This is a genomic window from Pseudomonas sp. OG7 (genome assembly GCF_014192825.1).
Taxonomy (GTDB): Bacteria; Pseudomonadota; Gammaproteobacteria; order Pseudomonadales; family Pseudomonadaceae; genus Aquipseudomonas; species Aquipseudomonas monteilii.
Genome location: NZ_JACHYK010000006.1, coordinates 342,696 through 355,827 on the forward strand (window position 1 = coordinate 342,696; position 13,132 = coordinate 355,827).

Here is a 13,132-nt window from a genome sequence, read left to right on the forward strand (position 1 = left end):
GGTCTCGAATTCATCCAGGGTTCAGGCCACCGCGCGCGGCGGGTAGACCCGGGTAGGCACGAAAGGAATCAGGCAGATCAGGGCCACGGCGATGCCAGCCATGACCAGGTAGAGGTCGGCAGAGGTCAGCACCAGCGCCTGGTCGTGAATACGCCGGGCCAGGCCCGCAGCGCTGTCGTCGACCAGCGGGGCGTTGCCCAGGCTGTCCACCAGGTGATTGGAATGGAAGTGCCGGCGCAGGGTCCCAAGTGCATCCAGCAAGCCACCCGCGATGACTGCAGCCAGGCCTTTGACAGTGTTGAACCAACTGGAGGCGAACGGGCCTTCCTGTGGGGTCATCCCGTTGGTGGACAGCATCAGCAGTGGCAGCACCGCCATGGGCTGGCCAAACACCTGCAACAGGTAGAACGGGTAGAAGTCGCCACGGATCCACTCGCTGGTCAGCAGGCTGCTGCCGACACACGACACCGCCAGCATCGCCAGGCCAATGCCCAGCACCCAGCGGCAGTCCACCGCGCGGATGTTGCACAGCGCTGCCGTCAGCGGCAGGGCGATCAGTTGCGGCATCGCCACCAGCATCATCAGCGGGCTGGTCTGTGCCGGGCGGTAGCCCTGGATCTGCGCCAGGTAGGCCGACGGGATACTGCCTACGCCCGACAGCACGATCAGCACGCCGGCCAAGGTCACCAAGGCGAAACTCAGGTTGCGCCGCTGCAGCATGCGCAACTGGAAAAACGGCAGCGGCTCGGACCACTCGTTAAACATGAACAGCACCAACAGCAGCAGGCCACCACCCAGCAGCCAGCAGATCAGCGGCGAATCGAACCAGCCCCAACGGTCACCCAGCGAGAGGCCCAGCACGATGCAACTGATGGCGGGCAGGCCCAGCAACACACCGCGCCAGTCGAACTGCTTGAAACGCTCCAGGCGCAGCGGGTCTTGCGGCAGACCCCAACCCACGCAGACGATGGCCAGCAGCGAGGGCAGGATGATCTGCCAGAAGGCCCATTGCCAACCGACGTACTCGGTCCAAAGCCCCGCCAGCGGGGTGCCAAGGTTGGGGCCGAAAGTGGCGGTCAGTGCATAGCAGGCCAGGCCATAGACCTTGATGCCCGGCGGCAGAAAGCGCAGCGCCACGCTCATCAGCATCGGCGGCAAGGCACCCGAGGCAAAGCCCTGGAGTACACGCAGCAGCATCAGGCTATGTAGGTTGGGGGCGAACGGTTGCAGCAGGCCAAGCACGGCGAACAGGCCAATGGCGCTCATGGTGAAGCGCCGCAGTGAGAAGGTGGTGGCCAGCCACGGCGCAAAGGCCATGGCCGAGACCGAGGCGGCACTGTACACCGCCAGCAGCCAGGCGCCTTCATCGGCACCGATACCCATGGCACCGCGGATATCGGCCAGGGAAATCTTGGTGACTGACTCGTTCAGGCCCGCACACAGCACGGCCAGCAAAACACCGAACAGCCCCACCACCACCTGCACGCCGAACGCCGTCTGCGCAGGTGCAGCCGGCGCGGGGGCGGCGGCCAACGCCGCAGAGGGTGCGGTCAGGGAACTCATGAAATTACATCTCCAGCAACAATTTCGAGGCTGGAGCAAGTTTAAGAAGGTCGAATGCTGACGAAAACTGACTTGTTGGCAGTTTTATATTGCGCCAGACGCAATTGTCATGAAAATCACGGATCAATACTGCCGCATGCTTTCAACGTCTGGCGTAGCCAACGATGCGCGGGGTCGTTGTCGAACCGCGGGTGCCATGCCTGCTTCACATTGACCTTTTCCAACGGCACCGGGATCTCGAACGAGCGCAGTGGCAATTTCAGGCGCTGCACACTGTTGAGGATATTGGCCGGTATCGGCAGGATCAGGTCCGAATCCGGCAACGAAAACATGGCCGAGTGGAAGCTGGTGGTGATCAGCGCTACCCGCCGCTCCACCTTGTGGTTGGCCAGCGCCACATCGATCGGCCCATTGGCGCGGCCACGCCGGGATACACTGATCTGCGGGTAGGCGGCGAAGCGCTCTGGGGTGATAGGGGCGTCGAAGATCGGATGCCCTACGCGCGCCAGGCCCACGAAATAGGTGTTGAACAGGCTCTGCACCTTGATTTCCGGGCCCAGTTCTACGGCCGAGCTGATGATCAGGTCGATGTGCCCATTGCGCAGCACCGCATCATCGTCGCCACTGCCCTCCGGGACGAACCGCAACACCGTGCGCGGTGCCTGGGCCAGCATCATGCGCAGCAGTTGGGCGCCGTACAGGGCGATGAACAAATCGTTGGTGCGGATATTGAAGGCACGATCCAGGTTAACCAGATCGACATCGTCTCGGCTGCGGAACACCTGCCCGGCCTGCTCCACCAGGCCATGCACCTGCTCGCGCAGGGCCAACGCGCGCGGCGTCGGCACCAGGCCACGGCCGGCACGCACAAGAATCGGGTCGCCCATGGCCTCGCGAATGCGCCCCAGGGTACGGCTCATCGCTGCCGGGCTCAGGTTCATGCGCTGCGCCGCGCCCACCACGCTGCCCTCATCGAGCAGGGCATCGAGGGCGACAAGCAGGTTCATGTCCGGGAGTTGCATGGCCGTTTTCCGTGGCAGCTGTGGGGATGGCGATGGTAGCAGGTTGGTGGATTGCACCAGACGCAATGCGCTCGTGCGTGGAGGGACATTTATTCCGGAAGTGGATTGGGCCAAAAATATTGCATGGCAGGTTCGGCCCATTCGCGGGTAAACCCGCGAAAGGGCCCGGACAGGCAACCATTCAGCCAGCCTTGTACAAGGATCCCCAATGCCCACCCCCGTCCTGATCGCCATCGACGCCTCCCCCGCTTCCAGCGCCCTGCTCACCCTCGCCCGCCGCTACTGCCGCCCCGGCGAACACGAACTGCACGTATTGCTGGCCATCGACTCCACCTTCGCCGTCCACGAACAACCCGCCCCCTATACAACCGAAGAGCTGGAGGAATACCCCGCCGCCTGCGAGGAACAGCAACATGCCGACCACGCCGTCGCCCAGGCCGTGCGCGAGTTGCAGCAAGCCGGCTTCGCCAGCCAGGGCTGCATGGTGGCCGGGCAACCGGTCGAAGTGATCGTGGCCAAGGCGCAGGAGCAGAACTGCGAGCTGATCATCATGGGCCACCGTCACCTGTCGCGGCTGGGGCGGATGCTGGATCCGTCGATCAGCGCGAAGGTGATTGACCGGGTGAAGGTTCCGGTGTTGGTGGGAGTAGCCTGACCGCCCATCAGAGGGGTAATGCACTTGCATTGACCAGGCAATGCATTCGCATTACCTTGGAATGCATAGCTTCCCCTCAAAAGGACATTGCCCATGGCAACCACTCTCGACGTCGAGTCCACACTGACCGATCGCTATCAGACCACTGTTCCCGAAACAGTACGGCGCGCCTTGGGCTTGAAAAAACGTGACAAGATCCATTACTCGATTCGCCCTGACGGTGAGGTGATACTCACCCGTGCAGAAGCAACCGAGAGCGATCCGGTACTGGGCAAATTTCTGGATTTCCTGGCACACGATATCGCCACCAACCCTCAACGGCTGCAGGTTGTCGATGCTGACCTCATCGCGCGTCTCGACAAGCTTGTCGGCGACGCAGAGGTCGACCTGGATCAACCTCTGTCGGCGGATGATGAATGAGTGATGCGAGCAGGAAGCCTCTGGTTATTCATGGATGGACTGTATTTGCCCACCCGCTGTTCCTGGCCAAACTGGAGGCACTGAGCACTCAAGTTCATGCTCAGATGCAGAAAGACCCAACAGGTTACACGGAAAGAAATACCTATAAGCGGCTGGCGGCGATCAAGCGTTTGGCTTTTGATGTGATCCCTCAGGACCCGACCAAATCTGAATACCGCCAAGGCGCCACGCTGGGCGAGGGTCACAAGCACTGGTTTCGGGCAAAGTTCTTTCAGCAGTACCGGTTGTTCTTTCGCTACCACACCCCCAGCAGGATCATCGTGCTGGCCTGGGTCAATGACGAATCAAGCAAGCGGGCTTATGAAAGTCATGACGATGCTTACAAGGTCTTCCAGAAAATGCTCGACAACGGCCACCCTCCCGATGATTGGGATCAGTTGCTGAGGGAAGTCGCACAGCAACCGTGAACAACACTTACCCCTCGCTCGGCTTCACCACCACCGTACAGGTCGTCCCCGCCGCCAGCAAAAACCCTTCCGGCACTTCATCAATGTGAATCCGCACCGGCACGCGCTGCGCCAGGCGCACCCAGTTGAACGTCGGGTTCACATCGGCAATCAGCTCACGGCTTTGCGGGTTGTCACGGTCGTAGATGCCGCGGGCGATGCTCTCTACATGGCCCTTGATGCGCTCGCCGCTCATCATCTGCAGCTCGGCCTGGTCACCCACCTTCACGTGGGGCAGCTTGGTCTCTTCGAAGAACCCGTACACCCAGAACGAGTTCTCGTCGACCACCGCCATCACCGCTTCACCGGTGCGCGCATAGTCGCCCTTGTGGATATTCAGGTTGGTCACGTACCCGTCCACCGTGGCCACGATGTGCGTGCGCTTGAGGTTGAGCTCGGCTGCAGCCAGCTCGGCCAGGGCCTGTTGGTAATCGGCCTGGGCGGAGTTGGCGATGTTGCTGGCGTCGTCGCGGTTTTCCTTGGAAATCACCAGGTTGTCCATGTCGGCCCGGCGCTTGGCGTTGACCTTGCGCATTTCCCAGGTCGCCTTGCGCGAGGCGACCAGAGCCTTGGCCTGGTCGACTGCCAATTGGTAATGCTCGGGGTCGATCTGGATCAGCAGGTCGCCCTTCTTCACCCGCTGGTTGTCCTTGACCGGGACGTCCACCACGTAGCCGGGCACGTCGGCGGCGACGTTGATGATGTCTGCACGCACGCGGCCGTCGCGGGTCCAGGGCGTGGTCATGTAGTGCAGCCACAACTGGCGACCGATGGCCACGGCGGCGACCAGCACCAGCAGGGTGGCGATCAGGCTGAAGAACTTTTTCATCGAAGGATTCTCACCAGTAGACAGTAAGCGCCATGGCGCCGAACAGGCAGACGAACAGGCTCAGACGCAGCAGCGCCGGGTGCCAGAAGAAGCGGTAGCCATCATGGCTGGCGATGAACCGGTCCAGGCCCCAGGCCAGGCCCAGGGCGAACAGGAACATCAAAGTCATGGTGGGCATGTACACGCCATGGAAGGCGATTTCACGGGGCATGGTGCAGTCCTTTCGCCGGTGCCAGTGGCGATTGTGGGTCAAGCAGGGAAGAACGGATGAAATGCAGGTAGCTTTGCGCACGGCGCAGCACCGAGGTATCGAAGTGCCGGGCGAATGGCTCGTCGGTGGCTTGCACGCGAGCGATGGCGTGGTCCACCGCCACCAGTGCGCGTTCGTGGTTGCTGGCGCTGGGCTGCAAGAACAGCCTTGCCAGTGCGCGGCCCATCACGCGGATGGCCTGGCGCCACGGTTGTGACTCGGCGTAGGCCGGGTGCACCGGCGCACGGGCCTGCTCTTTGCGCAGCTCGATGACGGCGTGACCGATTTCCAGCACGGTGAACATCCACCCCATCAGCTGGCTTTGCACCTGCGGCTTGCCGGCCGCCAGGCCGTAGGCCTGGTGCAACAGGTCGCGGGTGCGGCTTTCAAAGGCCGACCCAAGGCCGCGCAGGCGGCCGCTGATGGCGAACAGCACTTGCTCACGCAGTTCCTGCTCCAGCCGGCTCCACAGCCAGCGGCTGTTGGGCGGCAGGATGATCGCGCCAGCAGCAGCGCAGACGAACATGCCGATGACCATGCCGATGTAGTCGTTGATGAACGTGTAAGGGTCATACACCGTCAGGTTGTTCGGCACCGAACCGATGGCGAAGAACACCAGCAGGCCCAGGCCATAACCGGCGTAAGCCGGGCGCGAGGCAAGGAACGCGCCGAGTACGAACACCGGCGCCAGCACCATGCACAGCAGCGGGAAACCGTCGATCCAGGGGAACACGAAGAAGGTTTCGAAGAAGCCGACAAAAGCGCCGATAGCCGTGCCGCAAGCCATCTGGAACGACATGCGTTTGGGGTTGGGCGAAGCCGCCGAAAGGCCCACGGTGACGGTGGCGATCAAGGTCATCATGGCGCCGCTGGGCCAGTCGCTGAGCAGCCAGTAACTGCCCAGCAGCAACAGCACCGCCGAGGCACGCACACCGGCGGCCAGCGACACCAGCCAGCTGGTCTGCGCCACATAGGGCTCGTCCCACTGTTCACGCTCGTGCCTGTGCGCCGCCAACGAAGCGTGGGTTTCGGCATAACTGAACATTTCGTCGACAAAGCGGTACAGCAGCTCGAACGCCGTATGGAAGTCGAGCAGGTCGGCCTCGCTGGGTTCGGTCGCCAGGTACTCGGCTCGCAGCCCGCGCACCTGGGCTTGCAGGCCTTCCTTGTAGGCGGCCAGCTCCAGGGTCAGGCGCAGTGCATCGGCATCGGTCAACGCCCGGCCCACGTAGGGCTGTAACAGTTCCACCAAGGTGTTCAGGCCCGGTTCGATGGCACTGACGATCTGCAGGGGGCCACGAGCACGCAGGCGTTCGAGCAAACGGTGCAAGGCATTGAAGCGTGTGGTGATGGCCATGAACTCGCTGTTCATGCGCACCAGCCGGCCACTGCGGCGGCGCATGTGCGGGTCTTCGAAGGCAGTGACGTTGCGCAGGCTCTCAAGGCCCACGGCCTCGGCGACGAAGCGCACGTTGCTGCTTTCGAAACGGTCTTTCTGGCTGTCACCGCGCAGGGCTTCCACCACTACCCCGGCGAATACGCCAAAGCGCTGGTACAGGGCGTTGCGCATGGCGGCACTGGCCGACTGCGGCAGGATCGCGGCACTGACGAAGGTCGATACCAGAATGCCCAAGGCAATTTCCAGCACCCGCCATACCGCTGCCATGAACGCCTGATCGGGGTGCTGCAGCACCGGAAGGCCGATCATCGCTGCCGTGTAGCCGGCCAGCACGAAGCCATAGGCGCGGAAGGTGCGGTAGCGCATGGCGCCGGCCGAGCACAGGCCCACCCACAAGGCCAGGCTGGGCAGGAACAGCTCGGTGTTCTGCGGGAAGATGGCGATCAGCGCCACCATCATCGCCGAGCCGGCCAGGGTGCCGAGCACTCGGTAGAAGCTCTTGGCGAACACATGCCCGCTTTGCGGCTGCATGACGATGAACACGGTGATCATGGCCGTGCGCGGTTGCGGCAGCTCCAGGCGCATGGCCAGCCACAGGGTGATGAAGGCGGCAGCCAGCACCTTGAAGATGTACACCCAGGTCACACCGTCGGTGCGCGCCCAGGCAAAGAAGCCCCGGCGCCATTCCAGGCTTTGCAGCCAGCGCATGGGCAAACTGGAAGTGCTCATTCGGCGTTATCCGGCTTCTTGTCGAAAATGGCCAGGGTGGCCGGGGTTTTCGGCGCGGCCTGGCGTTCCTCTTTCGGCACATCCTGGCCGGCCTGCAGGCCACCGCCCAACGCGGTGACCAGCTCGGCATGGGCGATCAGGCGGGCGGCCTGCACCTGCTGTTGCACTTGCTGCTGGCGGAACAGCAAGGTCTGCGCATTGAGCACGCTCAGGTAATCGGTAAGACCCCGCTGGAAGGCGACCATGGCGATGTCGTAGGTTTTTTGCGCAGCAGCAACGGATTCGGCAGCGAAATGCGACTGTTCTTTCATCGACTCGCGGCGGATCAGCTGGTCGGAGATGTTCTTGAGCGCGCCAACCACGGTCTGGTTGTAACGCGCCACCGCCACGTCATAGCCCGCCGAGGCCACGCCCAGCTCCGAGCGCAGGCGGCCACCGTCGAAGATCGGCAGGCTGATGGCCGGGCCGACGTTGTAGTTGAACTTGCGCCCGGTGAGGAACTCCAGCGGGCCGCCGCCGGTGGCCATGAAGCCCAGGCTGCCGACCAGGTCGACGTTGGGGAAGAAGCCGGCATGAGCAACGTCGATGCCACGCGCCTGCGCGGCCACCTGCCAGCGGCTGGCAACCACGTCAGGGCGCTGGCCGACCAGTTGGGCAGGCAGGTTGGAGGGCAGTTTCAGTGGTGCAGCCAGGGCCAGGGTCGGGCGCTGCAACTGTGCGCCCTCCCCCGGCCCCTTGCCGGCCAAGGCAGCCAGCTGGTTGCGGGTCAGGGCGATTTCTTCGTTCAGGCTGTCGAGCTGGCGGTGGGTTTCCGGCAGCGGCGCTTCGGCCTGGCTGACTTCGAAATGGGTGCCGATGCCCGCGTCCAGGCGGCGCTTGGCCAAGGCCAGGATCTGCTCTTGCTGCTCCAGTTCGGCCTTGACGATATCGCGTTGGGCAAAGTGCAGGCTCAGCTGGATATAGGCACGCACCACGTTGTTCTGCAGTTCCAGCTGCGCCTGGCGGGCTTCGGCCACGCTCATGTGCGCCTGATCCACCGCCTGCTCGCTGGCATTGCGTTCGCGGCCCCACAGGTCGAGGGCGTAGCTGAAACCGAAGGCGGCATTGTTGTCCCAGGTGTTGGCGCCAGACAGCGCGCCAGGGCCGTAGAACTGGTCTTCAGGCCAGTTGTGGCGCTTGAGCGTGGCCTGGCCATTGACCTGCAGTTTTTCTGCCGACTCGACCACACCCGCCATGGCCTTGGCTTCGCGCACCCGCGCGGCGGCCATGGCCAGGCTTGGGCTGCCGGCCACGGACAGGGCTACCCAGCGGTCCAGCTGGGGGTCGCCATAGGCGTGCCACCACTGCTGGTCGGGCCAGTGGGCATCGGTCGCGGCTTCGCGTATGGCCGCGTCGGTGGTCAGGGTATTGGCTTGCAGCGTCTTGCTTTGCGGGGCGATGCCCCAGGTTCCGATACAGCCACTCAAGGTGAGGGCAAGGGCACAGGCACTGAACGCATTGAGCGTTCTGATGATGCGACGCGGCACAGCTGCGATTTCCCGAGGAAGAGGTGAAGGGGCCGGGCAATTCTAGGGGGCGGCAGCACTGGCGATAAGCGCAGATTCCTGCGAATCTTTGTTACCAAAACAGCGATAATCCGCCTTTGGTCGAAGGCAAATTTTCAGCTTTTTATCGTTACTTCGTGACACAATTTTGTCCTCTACATCGAGAGTGACCCATGGACACCCTGCAAAACATGCGTGCTTTCAGTTGCGTAGCCCAGCTTGGCAGCTTTACCGCTGCCGCCGCGCAACTGGATACGACCACCGCGAACGTGTCGCGGGCGGTCTCCAACCTGGAAGCCCATCTGCAAACAAGGCTGCTCAACCGTACCACCCGCCGCATTGCGTTGACCGAGGCCGGCAAGCGCTACCTGATGCGTTGCGAACAGATTCTTACCTATGTGGAAGAAGCCGAGGCCGAGGCCAGCGACGCCCATGCGCGCCCCGCAGGGCAGCTGAAGGTGCACTCGATGACCGGGGTGGGCCAGCACTTCGTGGTCGATGCCATCGCCCGCTACCGCGAATCGCACCCGGACGTGACCTTCGACCTGACCATGGCCAACCGCGTACCCGACCTGCTGGACGAAGGCTATGACGTGTCCATCGTGCTGGCCACCGAACTGCCCGACTCGGGGTTCGTATCCCAACGCCTGGGCATCACCTACAGCATTGTCTGCGCTTCGCCCGGCTACATCGCCCGCCACGGCAGTGCGCAAAAGCCGGCAGACCTGCTCAAGCACGCCTGCCTGCGCATGGTCAGCCCCGTGATCCCGCTGGAAAAGTGGCTGTTCGACGGGCCGGAAGGCCAGGAGATGGTCAACATCACCAGCTCGCCGTTCATGGTGAATACCGCCGATGCCATGAAGACCGCGATCCGCAGCGGCATGGGCGTGGGCGTGCTGCCCATCTACTCGGCCATCGACGGTCTGCGTGATGGCAGCCTGGTACGGGTGCTGCCCGAGTACCGCCTGCAGGAGCTGAACCTGTACGCCATCTACCCGTCGCGGCAGTACCTGGATGCCAAGATCAAGACCTGGGTCGAGTACTTGCGCAATTCCCTGCCGGAGATTCTCGCCGCCCATGAGGCGGACCTGAAAACCCATCAGGTGCTGATCGCCAACTAAAAAGCTGCTGCATGGCGGGGGTGGACAATGGTAGGTTGCTAACCAATATCCACCACCGCCTTGCAGAGAAGTTGCCCGATGAAAAAGACCGTCCTGGCCTTCAGCCGTATCACCCCGGCCATGGCCGAGCGCCTGCAGCAAGACTTCAACGTCATTTTGCCGAACCCCAAGCTCGGCGACATCAATGCCCAGTTCAACGAAGCCCTGCCCGAGGCCCACGGCTTGATCGGCGTTGGCCGCAAGCTAGGCCGTGCCCAGCTTGAAGGCGCAGGCAAGCTGGAGGTGGTGTCCAGCGTGTCGGTCGGCTACGACAACTACGACCTGGACTACTTCAACGAACGCGGTATCGCCCTGACCAATACCCCGGATGTGCTGACCGAAAGCACCGCCGACCTGGGCTTCTCGCTGATCATGGGCTGCGCCCGCCGCACCGCCGAGCTGGATGCCTGGACCAAGGCTGGCAACTGGCAGGCCACCGTGGGCCCAGCGCACTTCGGCAGCGATGTACATGGCAAGACGCTGGGTATCGTCGGCATGGGCAACATCGGCGCCGCCGTTGCCCGCCGTGGTCGCTTTGGCTTCAACATGTCGGTCATTTATTCGGGCAACAGCCGTAAAACCGCGCTGGAGCAAGAGCTGGGGGCGCAGTTCCGCAGCCTGGAGCAGTTGCTGGCAGAAGCGGACTTCGTGGTGATCGTGGTGCCGTTGTCCGAGACCACCCGCAAGTTGATCGGTGCGCGAGAGCTGAAGCTGATGAAGCCGAGCGCCTTCCTGATCAACATCGCGCGCGGGCCGGTGGTGGACGAAGCGGCGCTGATCGAAGCGCTGCAGAACGGCACCATTCGTGGCGCCGGGCTGGATGTGTACGAGAAGGAGCCGCTGAGCGATTCGCCGCTGTTCAAACTGCCCAATGCGCTGACCTTGCCACATATTGGTTCAGCCACTGCCGAAACCCGTGAGGCTATGGCCAACCGGGCGATGGACAACCTGCGCGCGGCACTGCTGGGTGAGCGGCCGCGGGATCTGGTGAATCCACAGGTGTGGAAAGGCTGATAGTCATATTTTGCCTGCACCGACCTCTTCGCGGGCGAGCCCGCAAAGAGGTCGGTGCAGGCAGCACATTACCTATTTGGCCACCACCATCCCCTCAGGCACCTTGGCCTTGGGCTTGCGAAACACCAGCACATTCCCCGCCATCACCGCCACCAGCCCCAACAAGGCCGGCGCCGTCCACTGATACCCCTCGGCCACCGCCGACACATTCAACGCCACCAACGGGAACAGCACCGTGCAATAGGCCGCCCGCTCCGGCCCCATGCGCCCGACCAGAGTCAGGTAGGCAGTAAAGGCAATCACCGACCCTGGCACCACCAGGTACAGCAACGAGCCGATGTAGCGCACATTCCACTCCATGCTGAACGGCACGCCGCTGACCACACAAAACACCGCCAGCATCGCCGCCCCGTAGACCATGCCCCAGGCGTTGGTAGTCATGGGTTTGAGCCCGGCATTCTGTTGCATGCTCGACAGCATGTTGCCCGCCGAGAAGCACAGCGTGCCGAGCAAGGCCAGGCCGAGGCCGTACAAGGTCTCGCGGCTGGCGGTGTGGTGTGACAGCTCGGGCCAGAACAGCAGCCCCAACCCGAGCAGGCCCAAGGCACCGCCGCCAAACACATTGCTGGCGATCTTCTGGCCGAAGAAGATCCGTGCATTGAGCGCATTCCACAGGGTAGCGGTGGAAAACACCACGGCGATCAAGCCACTGGCGACCCACTGGCTGGCACTGAGGAAACAGATGAAATTGACGCAAAACAGGCACAGGCCCTGAGCCAGGCAGATCTGGTGGCCACGGCGGTTCATGGGTTGCAGGCGGCGGGTGAGCAGCAGGAAGGCGAACAGGATCAGCCCGGCCAGGGCGAAGCGGTAAACGATCGAGACCGGGATCGCGACCACACCCAGCTGGAGCTTCAGGGCGATCCAGGTGGTACCCCAGATCAGGACGGTGAGCAGGTACAGTGACAGGTTCATGGCGGTGGTTCCTTGGGCCTTTCAAGATCGGTGCCCGGCGCTTCGCGGGCAAGCCCGCTCCCACAGGGATCGCCAGTGTTCTTCCGATCAGCGTTTGCCTGCTTGCACAAACTTGCGCTTTTCTTGCCCTGGTGGATGTCACTCGACCACAGCCGCAGTAGGATGGCTGGCAAGAGGATTCGCCCATGACCCCACTCACGCAGCTGCAAGTGTTCAACGCCATGCACGCCTCCCCCCACGCCCGGCTGGAGCTGAGCGCGCACCTGGGCGATGGGCTGGCGGCGGCGTTGTGGAGCAACCGGGATGATGCCCGCGATTATCAGGCACCGACCCATCACACCCTGTCGTGCTACATCGCCGACGGCACCGGTACCTTCCGCCGCCAGCGTCCGGCCGACAAGGGCGCGCCGGGCAAGCTGTGCGTGATGCCGGCCGGGCAGGAATCGAACTGGGTGGTCAATGGTGCAATCCGCCTGGCGCACCTGTATGTCAGCGAGGCGCAGTTCGCCTTGGGTTGCGTGCGCCTGCTGGACCGGGAGCCGCGTGAACTGCAATTACAGGAAGCGACCTTTCTCGACGACCCGCAACAGGCCGCGCGCTTTCGCCAACTGATCACCCTGGACTGGGACGAGCCCGGCGAGCGCCTGCTGGCCAGCAGCCTGGCGCACGAGATTGTCGACCATGCATTGCTCAGCCAGGTCGGGCTGCGCCAGGGCCTGCGCCTGAAAGGTGGGTTGGCGCCGAACCTGCGCCGGCAAATGGTCGAGTACATCGAGGCGCACCTGGACCAGCCGATTACCCTGGGTGAACTGGCCCTGCGCTGCAACCTGTCCGAATACCACTTCGCGCGCATGTTCCGCACCAGTTTCGGGCTACCGCCGCACCAGTACTTGCTGGCCCGGCGGCTGAACAGGGCCCGCCAGCTGTTGCGGCTGGGGGAAATTCCGCTGGGGGAAATTGCCTTGATGTGCGGGTTTGCCAGTGCCAGCCATTTCAGCAACCGGTTCCGCCAGGCGCTGGGCGCAACACCTGGCGAGTACCGTTCGGCCATTCGCGGCTAAAGCCG

13 protein-coding genes are annotated in these 13,132 nt (G+C 63.2%); 6 read left to right on the plus strand and 7 right to left on the minus strand.

From position 1 onward, the window contains the following. Positions 1–21: 21 nt before the first annotated feature. Entirely contained in the window at positions 22–1,563 is a 1,542-nt protein-coding gene (locus tag FHW75_RS17120) for an MFS transporter (RefSeq protein ID WP_019098853.1), read from the minus strand. Positions 1,564–1,679: 116 nt separating this feature from the next. Next, complete coding sequence (locus FHW75_RS17125; RefSeq protein ID WP_019098852.1) at positions 1,680–2,585, minus strand: LysR family transcriptional regulator; 906 nt, start codon at positions 2,583–2,585, stop codon at positions 1,680–1,682. A 208-nt stretch (positions 2,586–2,793) separates the two neighbouring features. On the opposite strand from FHW75_RS17125, the gene FHW75_RS17130 reads away from it, so the two are divergent. The 3 genes from FHW75_RS17130 to FHW75_RS17140 all read left to right on the plus strand — a co-directional run bounded on the left by FHW75_RS17130 (position 2,794) and on the right by FHW75_RS17140 (position 4,127). After that, a complete protein-coding gene (locus FHW75_RS17130) occupies positions 2,794–3,240 on the plus strand; it encodes a universal stress protein (protein WP_019098851.1) in 447 nt (148 codons plus the stop codon). 93 nt (positions 3,241–3,333) lie between these two features. Beyond that, positions 3,334–3,660: a type II toxin-antitoxin system PrlF family antitoxin gene (locus tag FHW75_RS17135; RefSeq protein ID WP_019098850.1), complete on the plus strand. Its 327-nt coding sequence runs from the start codon at positions 3,334–3,336 to the stop codon at positions 3,658–3,660. Continuing rightward, positions 3,657–4,127: a type II toxin-antitoxin system YhaV family toxin gene (locus FHW75_RS17140; protein WP_183674105.1), complete on the plus strand. Its 471-nt coding sequence runs from the start codon at positions 3,657–3,659 to the stop codon at positions 4,125–4,127. The genes FHW75_RS17135 and FHW75_RS17140 overlap by 4 nt, the downstream gene beginning before the upstream one ends. A gap of 7 nt (positions 4,128–4,134) precedes the next feature. Here the strand turns inward: FHW75_RS17140 and FHW75_RS17145 are convergent, their stop codons facing one another. Genes FHW75_RS17145 through FHW75_RS17160 form a run of 4 tightly spaced genes read right to left on the minus strand, consistent with a single transcriptional unit; the run spans position 4,135 to position 8,899 of the window. Continuing rightward, complete coding sequence (locus FHW75_RS17145; RefSeq protein WP_016713502.1) at positions 4,135–4,995, minus strand: HlyD family secretion protein; 861 nt, start codon at positions 4,993–4,995, stop codon at positions 4,135–4,137. Positions 4,996–5,005: 10 nt separating this feature from the next. Next, entirely contained in the window at positions 5,006–5,206 is a 201-nt protein-coding gene (locus FHW75_RS17150; RefSeq protein ID WP_009685040.1) for a DUF1656 domain-containing protein, read from the minus strand. Beyond that, positions 5,196–7,373: an FUSC family protein gene (locus FHW75_RS17155; protein ID WP_019098848.1), complete on the minus strand. Its 2,178-nt coding sequence runs from the start codon at positions 7,371–7,373 to the stop codon at positions 5,196–5,198. The genes FHW75_RS17150 and FHW75_RS17155 overlap by 11 nt, the downstream gene beginning before the upstream one ends. Continuing rightward, on the minus strand, positions 7,370–8,899 hold the full coding sequence (locus FHW75_RS17160) for an efflux transporter outer membrane subunit (protein WP_019098847.1): 1,530 nt from the start codon (positions 8,897–8,899) through the stop codon (positions 7,370–7,372). Before FHW75_RS17160 ends, FHW75_RS17155 begins: the two co-directional genes overlap by 4 nt. Before the next feature lie 191 nt (positions 8,900–9,090). Here FHW75_RS17160 and FHW75_RS17165 point away from each other — a divergent pair, with 191 nt between their 5' ends. Together FHW75_RS17165 and FHW75_RS17170 are read left to right on the plus strand one after the other, a co-directional pair. After that, a complete protein-coding gene (locus FHW75_RS17165) occupies positions 9,091–10,038 on the plus strand; it encodes a LysR family transcriptional regulator (protein WP_016713499.1) in 948 nt (315 codons plus the stop codon). Positions 10,039–10,116: 78 nt separating this feature from the next. After that, the gene (locus FHW75_RS17170) at positions 10,117–11,091 is read left to right on the plus strand and encodes a D-glycerate dehydrogenase (RefSeq protein ID WP_025753982.1); all 975 of its coding nucleotides are present in this window, start codon (positions 10,117–10,119) and stop codon (positions 11,089–11,091) included. Positions 11,092–11,163: 72 nt separating this feature from the next. On the opposite strand, the gene FHW75_RS17175 is transcribed toward FHW75_RS17170, so the two are convergent. Further along, entirely contained in the window at positions 11,164–12,066 is a 903-nt protein-coding gene (locus tag FHW75_RS17175) for a DMT family transporter (protein ID WP_183674107.1), read from the minus strand. 185 nt (positions 12,067–12,251) lie between these two features. Between FHW75_RS17175 and FHW75_RS17180 the strand changes: the two genes are divergently transcribed. After that, positions 12,252–13,127, plus strand: coding sequence for an AraC family transcriptional regulator (locus FHW75_RS17180; protein ID WP_019098844.1), 876 nt, complete (start codon positions 12,252–12,254; stop codon positions 13,125–13,127). The last annotated feature ends 5 nt before the right edge of the window (positions 13,128–13,132 follow it).

Coding starts and splice junctions, on each gene's coding strand:
- FHW75_RS17120 (WP_019098853.1), bottom strand. CDS start 1,563: ATGAGTTCCCTGACCGCACCCTCTGCGGCGTTGGCCGCCGCCCCCGCG.
- FHW75_RS17125 (WP_019098852.1), bottom strand. CDS start 2,585: ATGCAACTCCCGGACATGAACCTGCTTGTCGCCCTCGATGCCCTGCTC.
- FHW75_RS17130 (WP_019098851.1), top strand. CDS start 2,794: ATGCCCACCCCCGTCCTGATCGCCATCGACGCCTCCCCCGCTTCCAGC.
- FHW75_RS17135 (WP_019098850.1), top strand. CDS start 3,334: ATGGCAACCACTCTCGACGTCGAGTCCACACTGACCGATCGCTATCAG.
- FHW75_RS17140 (WP_183674105.1), top strand. CDS start 3,657: ATGAGTGATGCGAGCAGGAAGCCTCTGGTTATTCATGGATGGACTGTA.
- FHW75_RS17145 (WP_016713502.1), bottom strand. CDS start 4,995: ATGAAAAAGTTCTTCAGCCTGATCGCCACCCTGCTGGTGCTGGTCGCC.
- FHW75_RS17150 (WP_009685040.1), bottom strand. CDS start 5,206: ATGCCCCGTGAAATCGCCTTCCATGGCGTGTACATGCCCACCATGACT.
- FHW75_RS17155 (WP_019098848.1), bottom strand. CDS start 7,373: ATGAGCACTTCCAGTTTGCCCATGCGCTGGCTGCAAAGCCTGGAATGG.
- FHW75_RS17165 (WP_016713499.1), top strand. CDS start 9,091: ATGGACACCCTGCAAAACATGCGTGCTTTCAGTTGCGTAGCCCAGCTT.
- FHW75_RS17170 (WP_025753982.1), top strand. CDS start 10,117: ATGAAAAAGACCGTCCTGGCCTTCAGCCGTATCACCCCGGCCATGGCC.
- FHW75_RS17175 (WP_183674107.1), bottom strand. CDS start 12,066: ATGAACCTGTCACTGTACCTGCTCACCGTCCTGATCTGGGGTACCACC.
- FHW75_RS17180 (WP_019098844.1), top strand. CDS start 12,252: ATGACCCCACTCACGCAGCTGCAAGTGTTCAACGCCATGCACGCCTCC.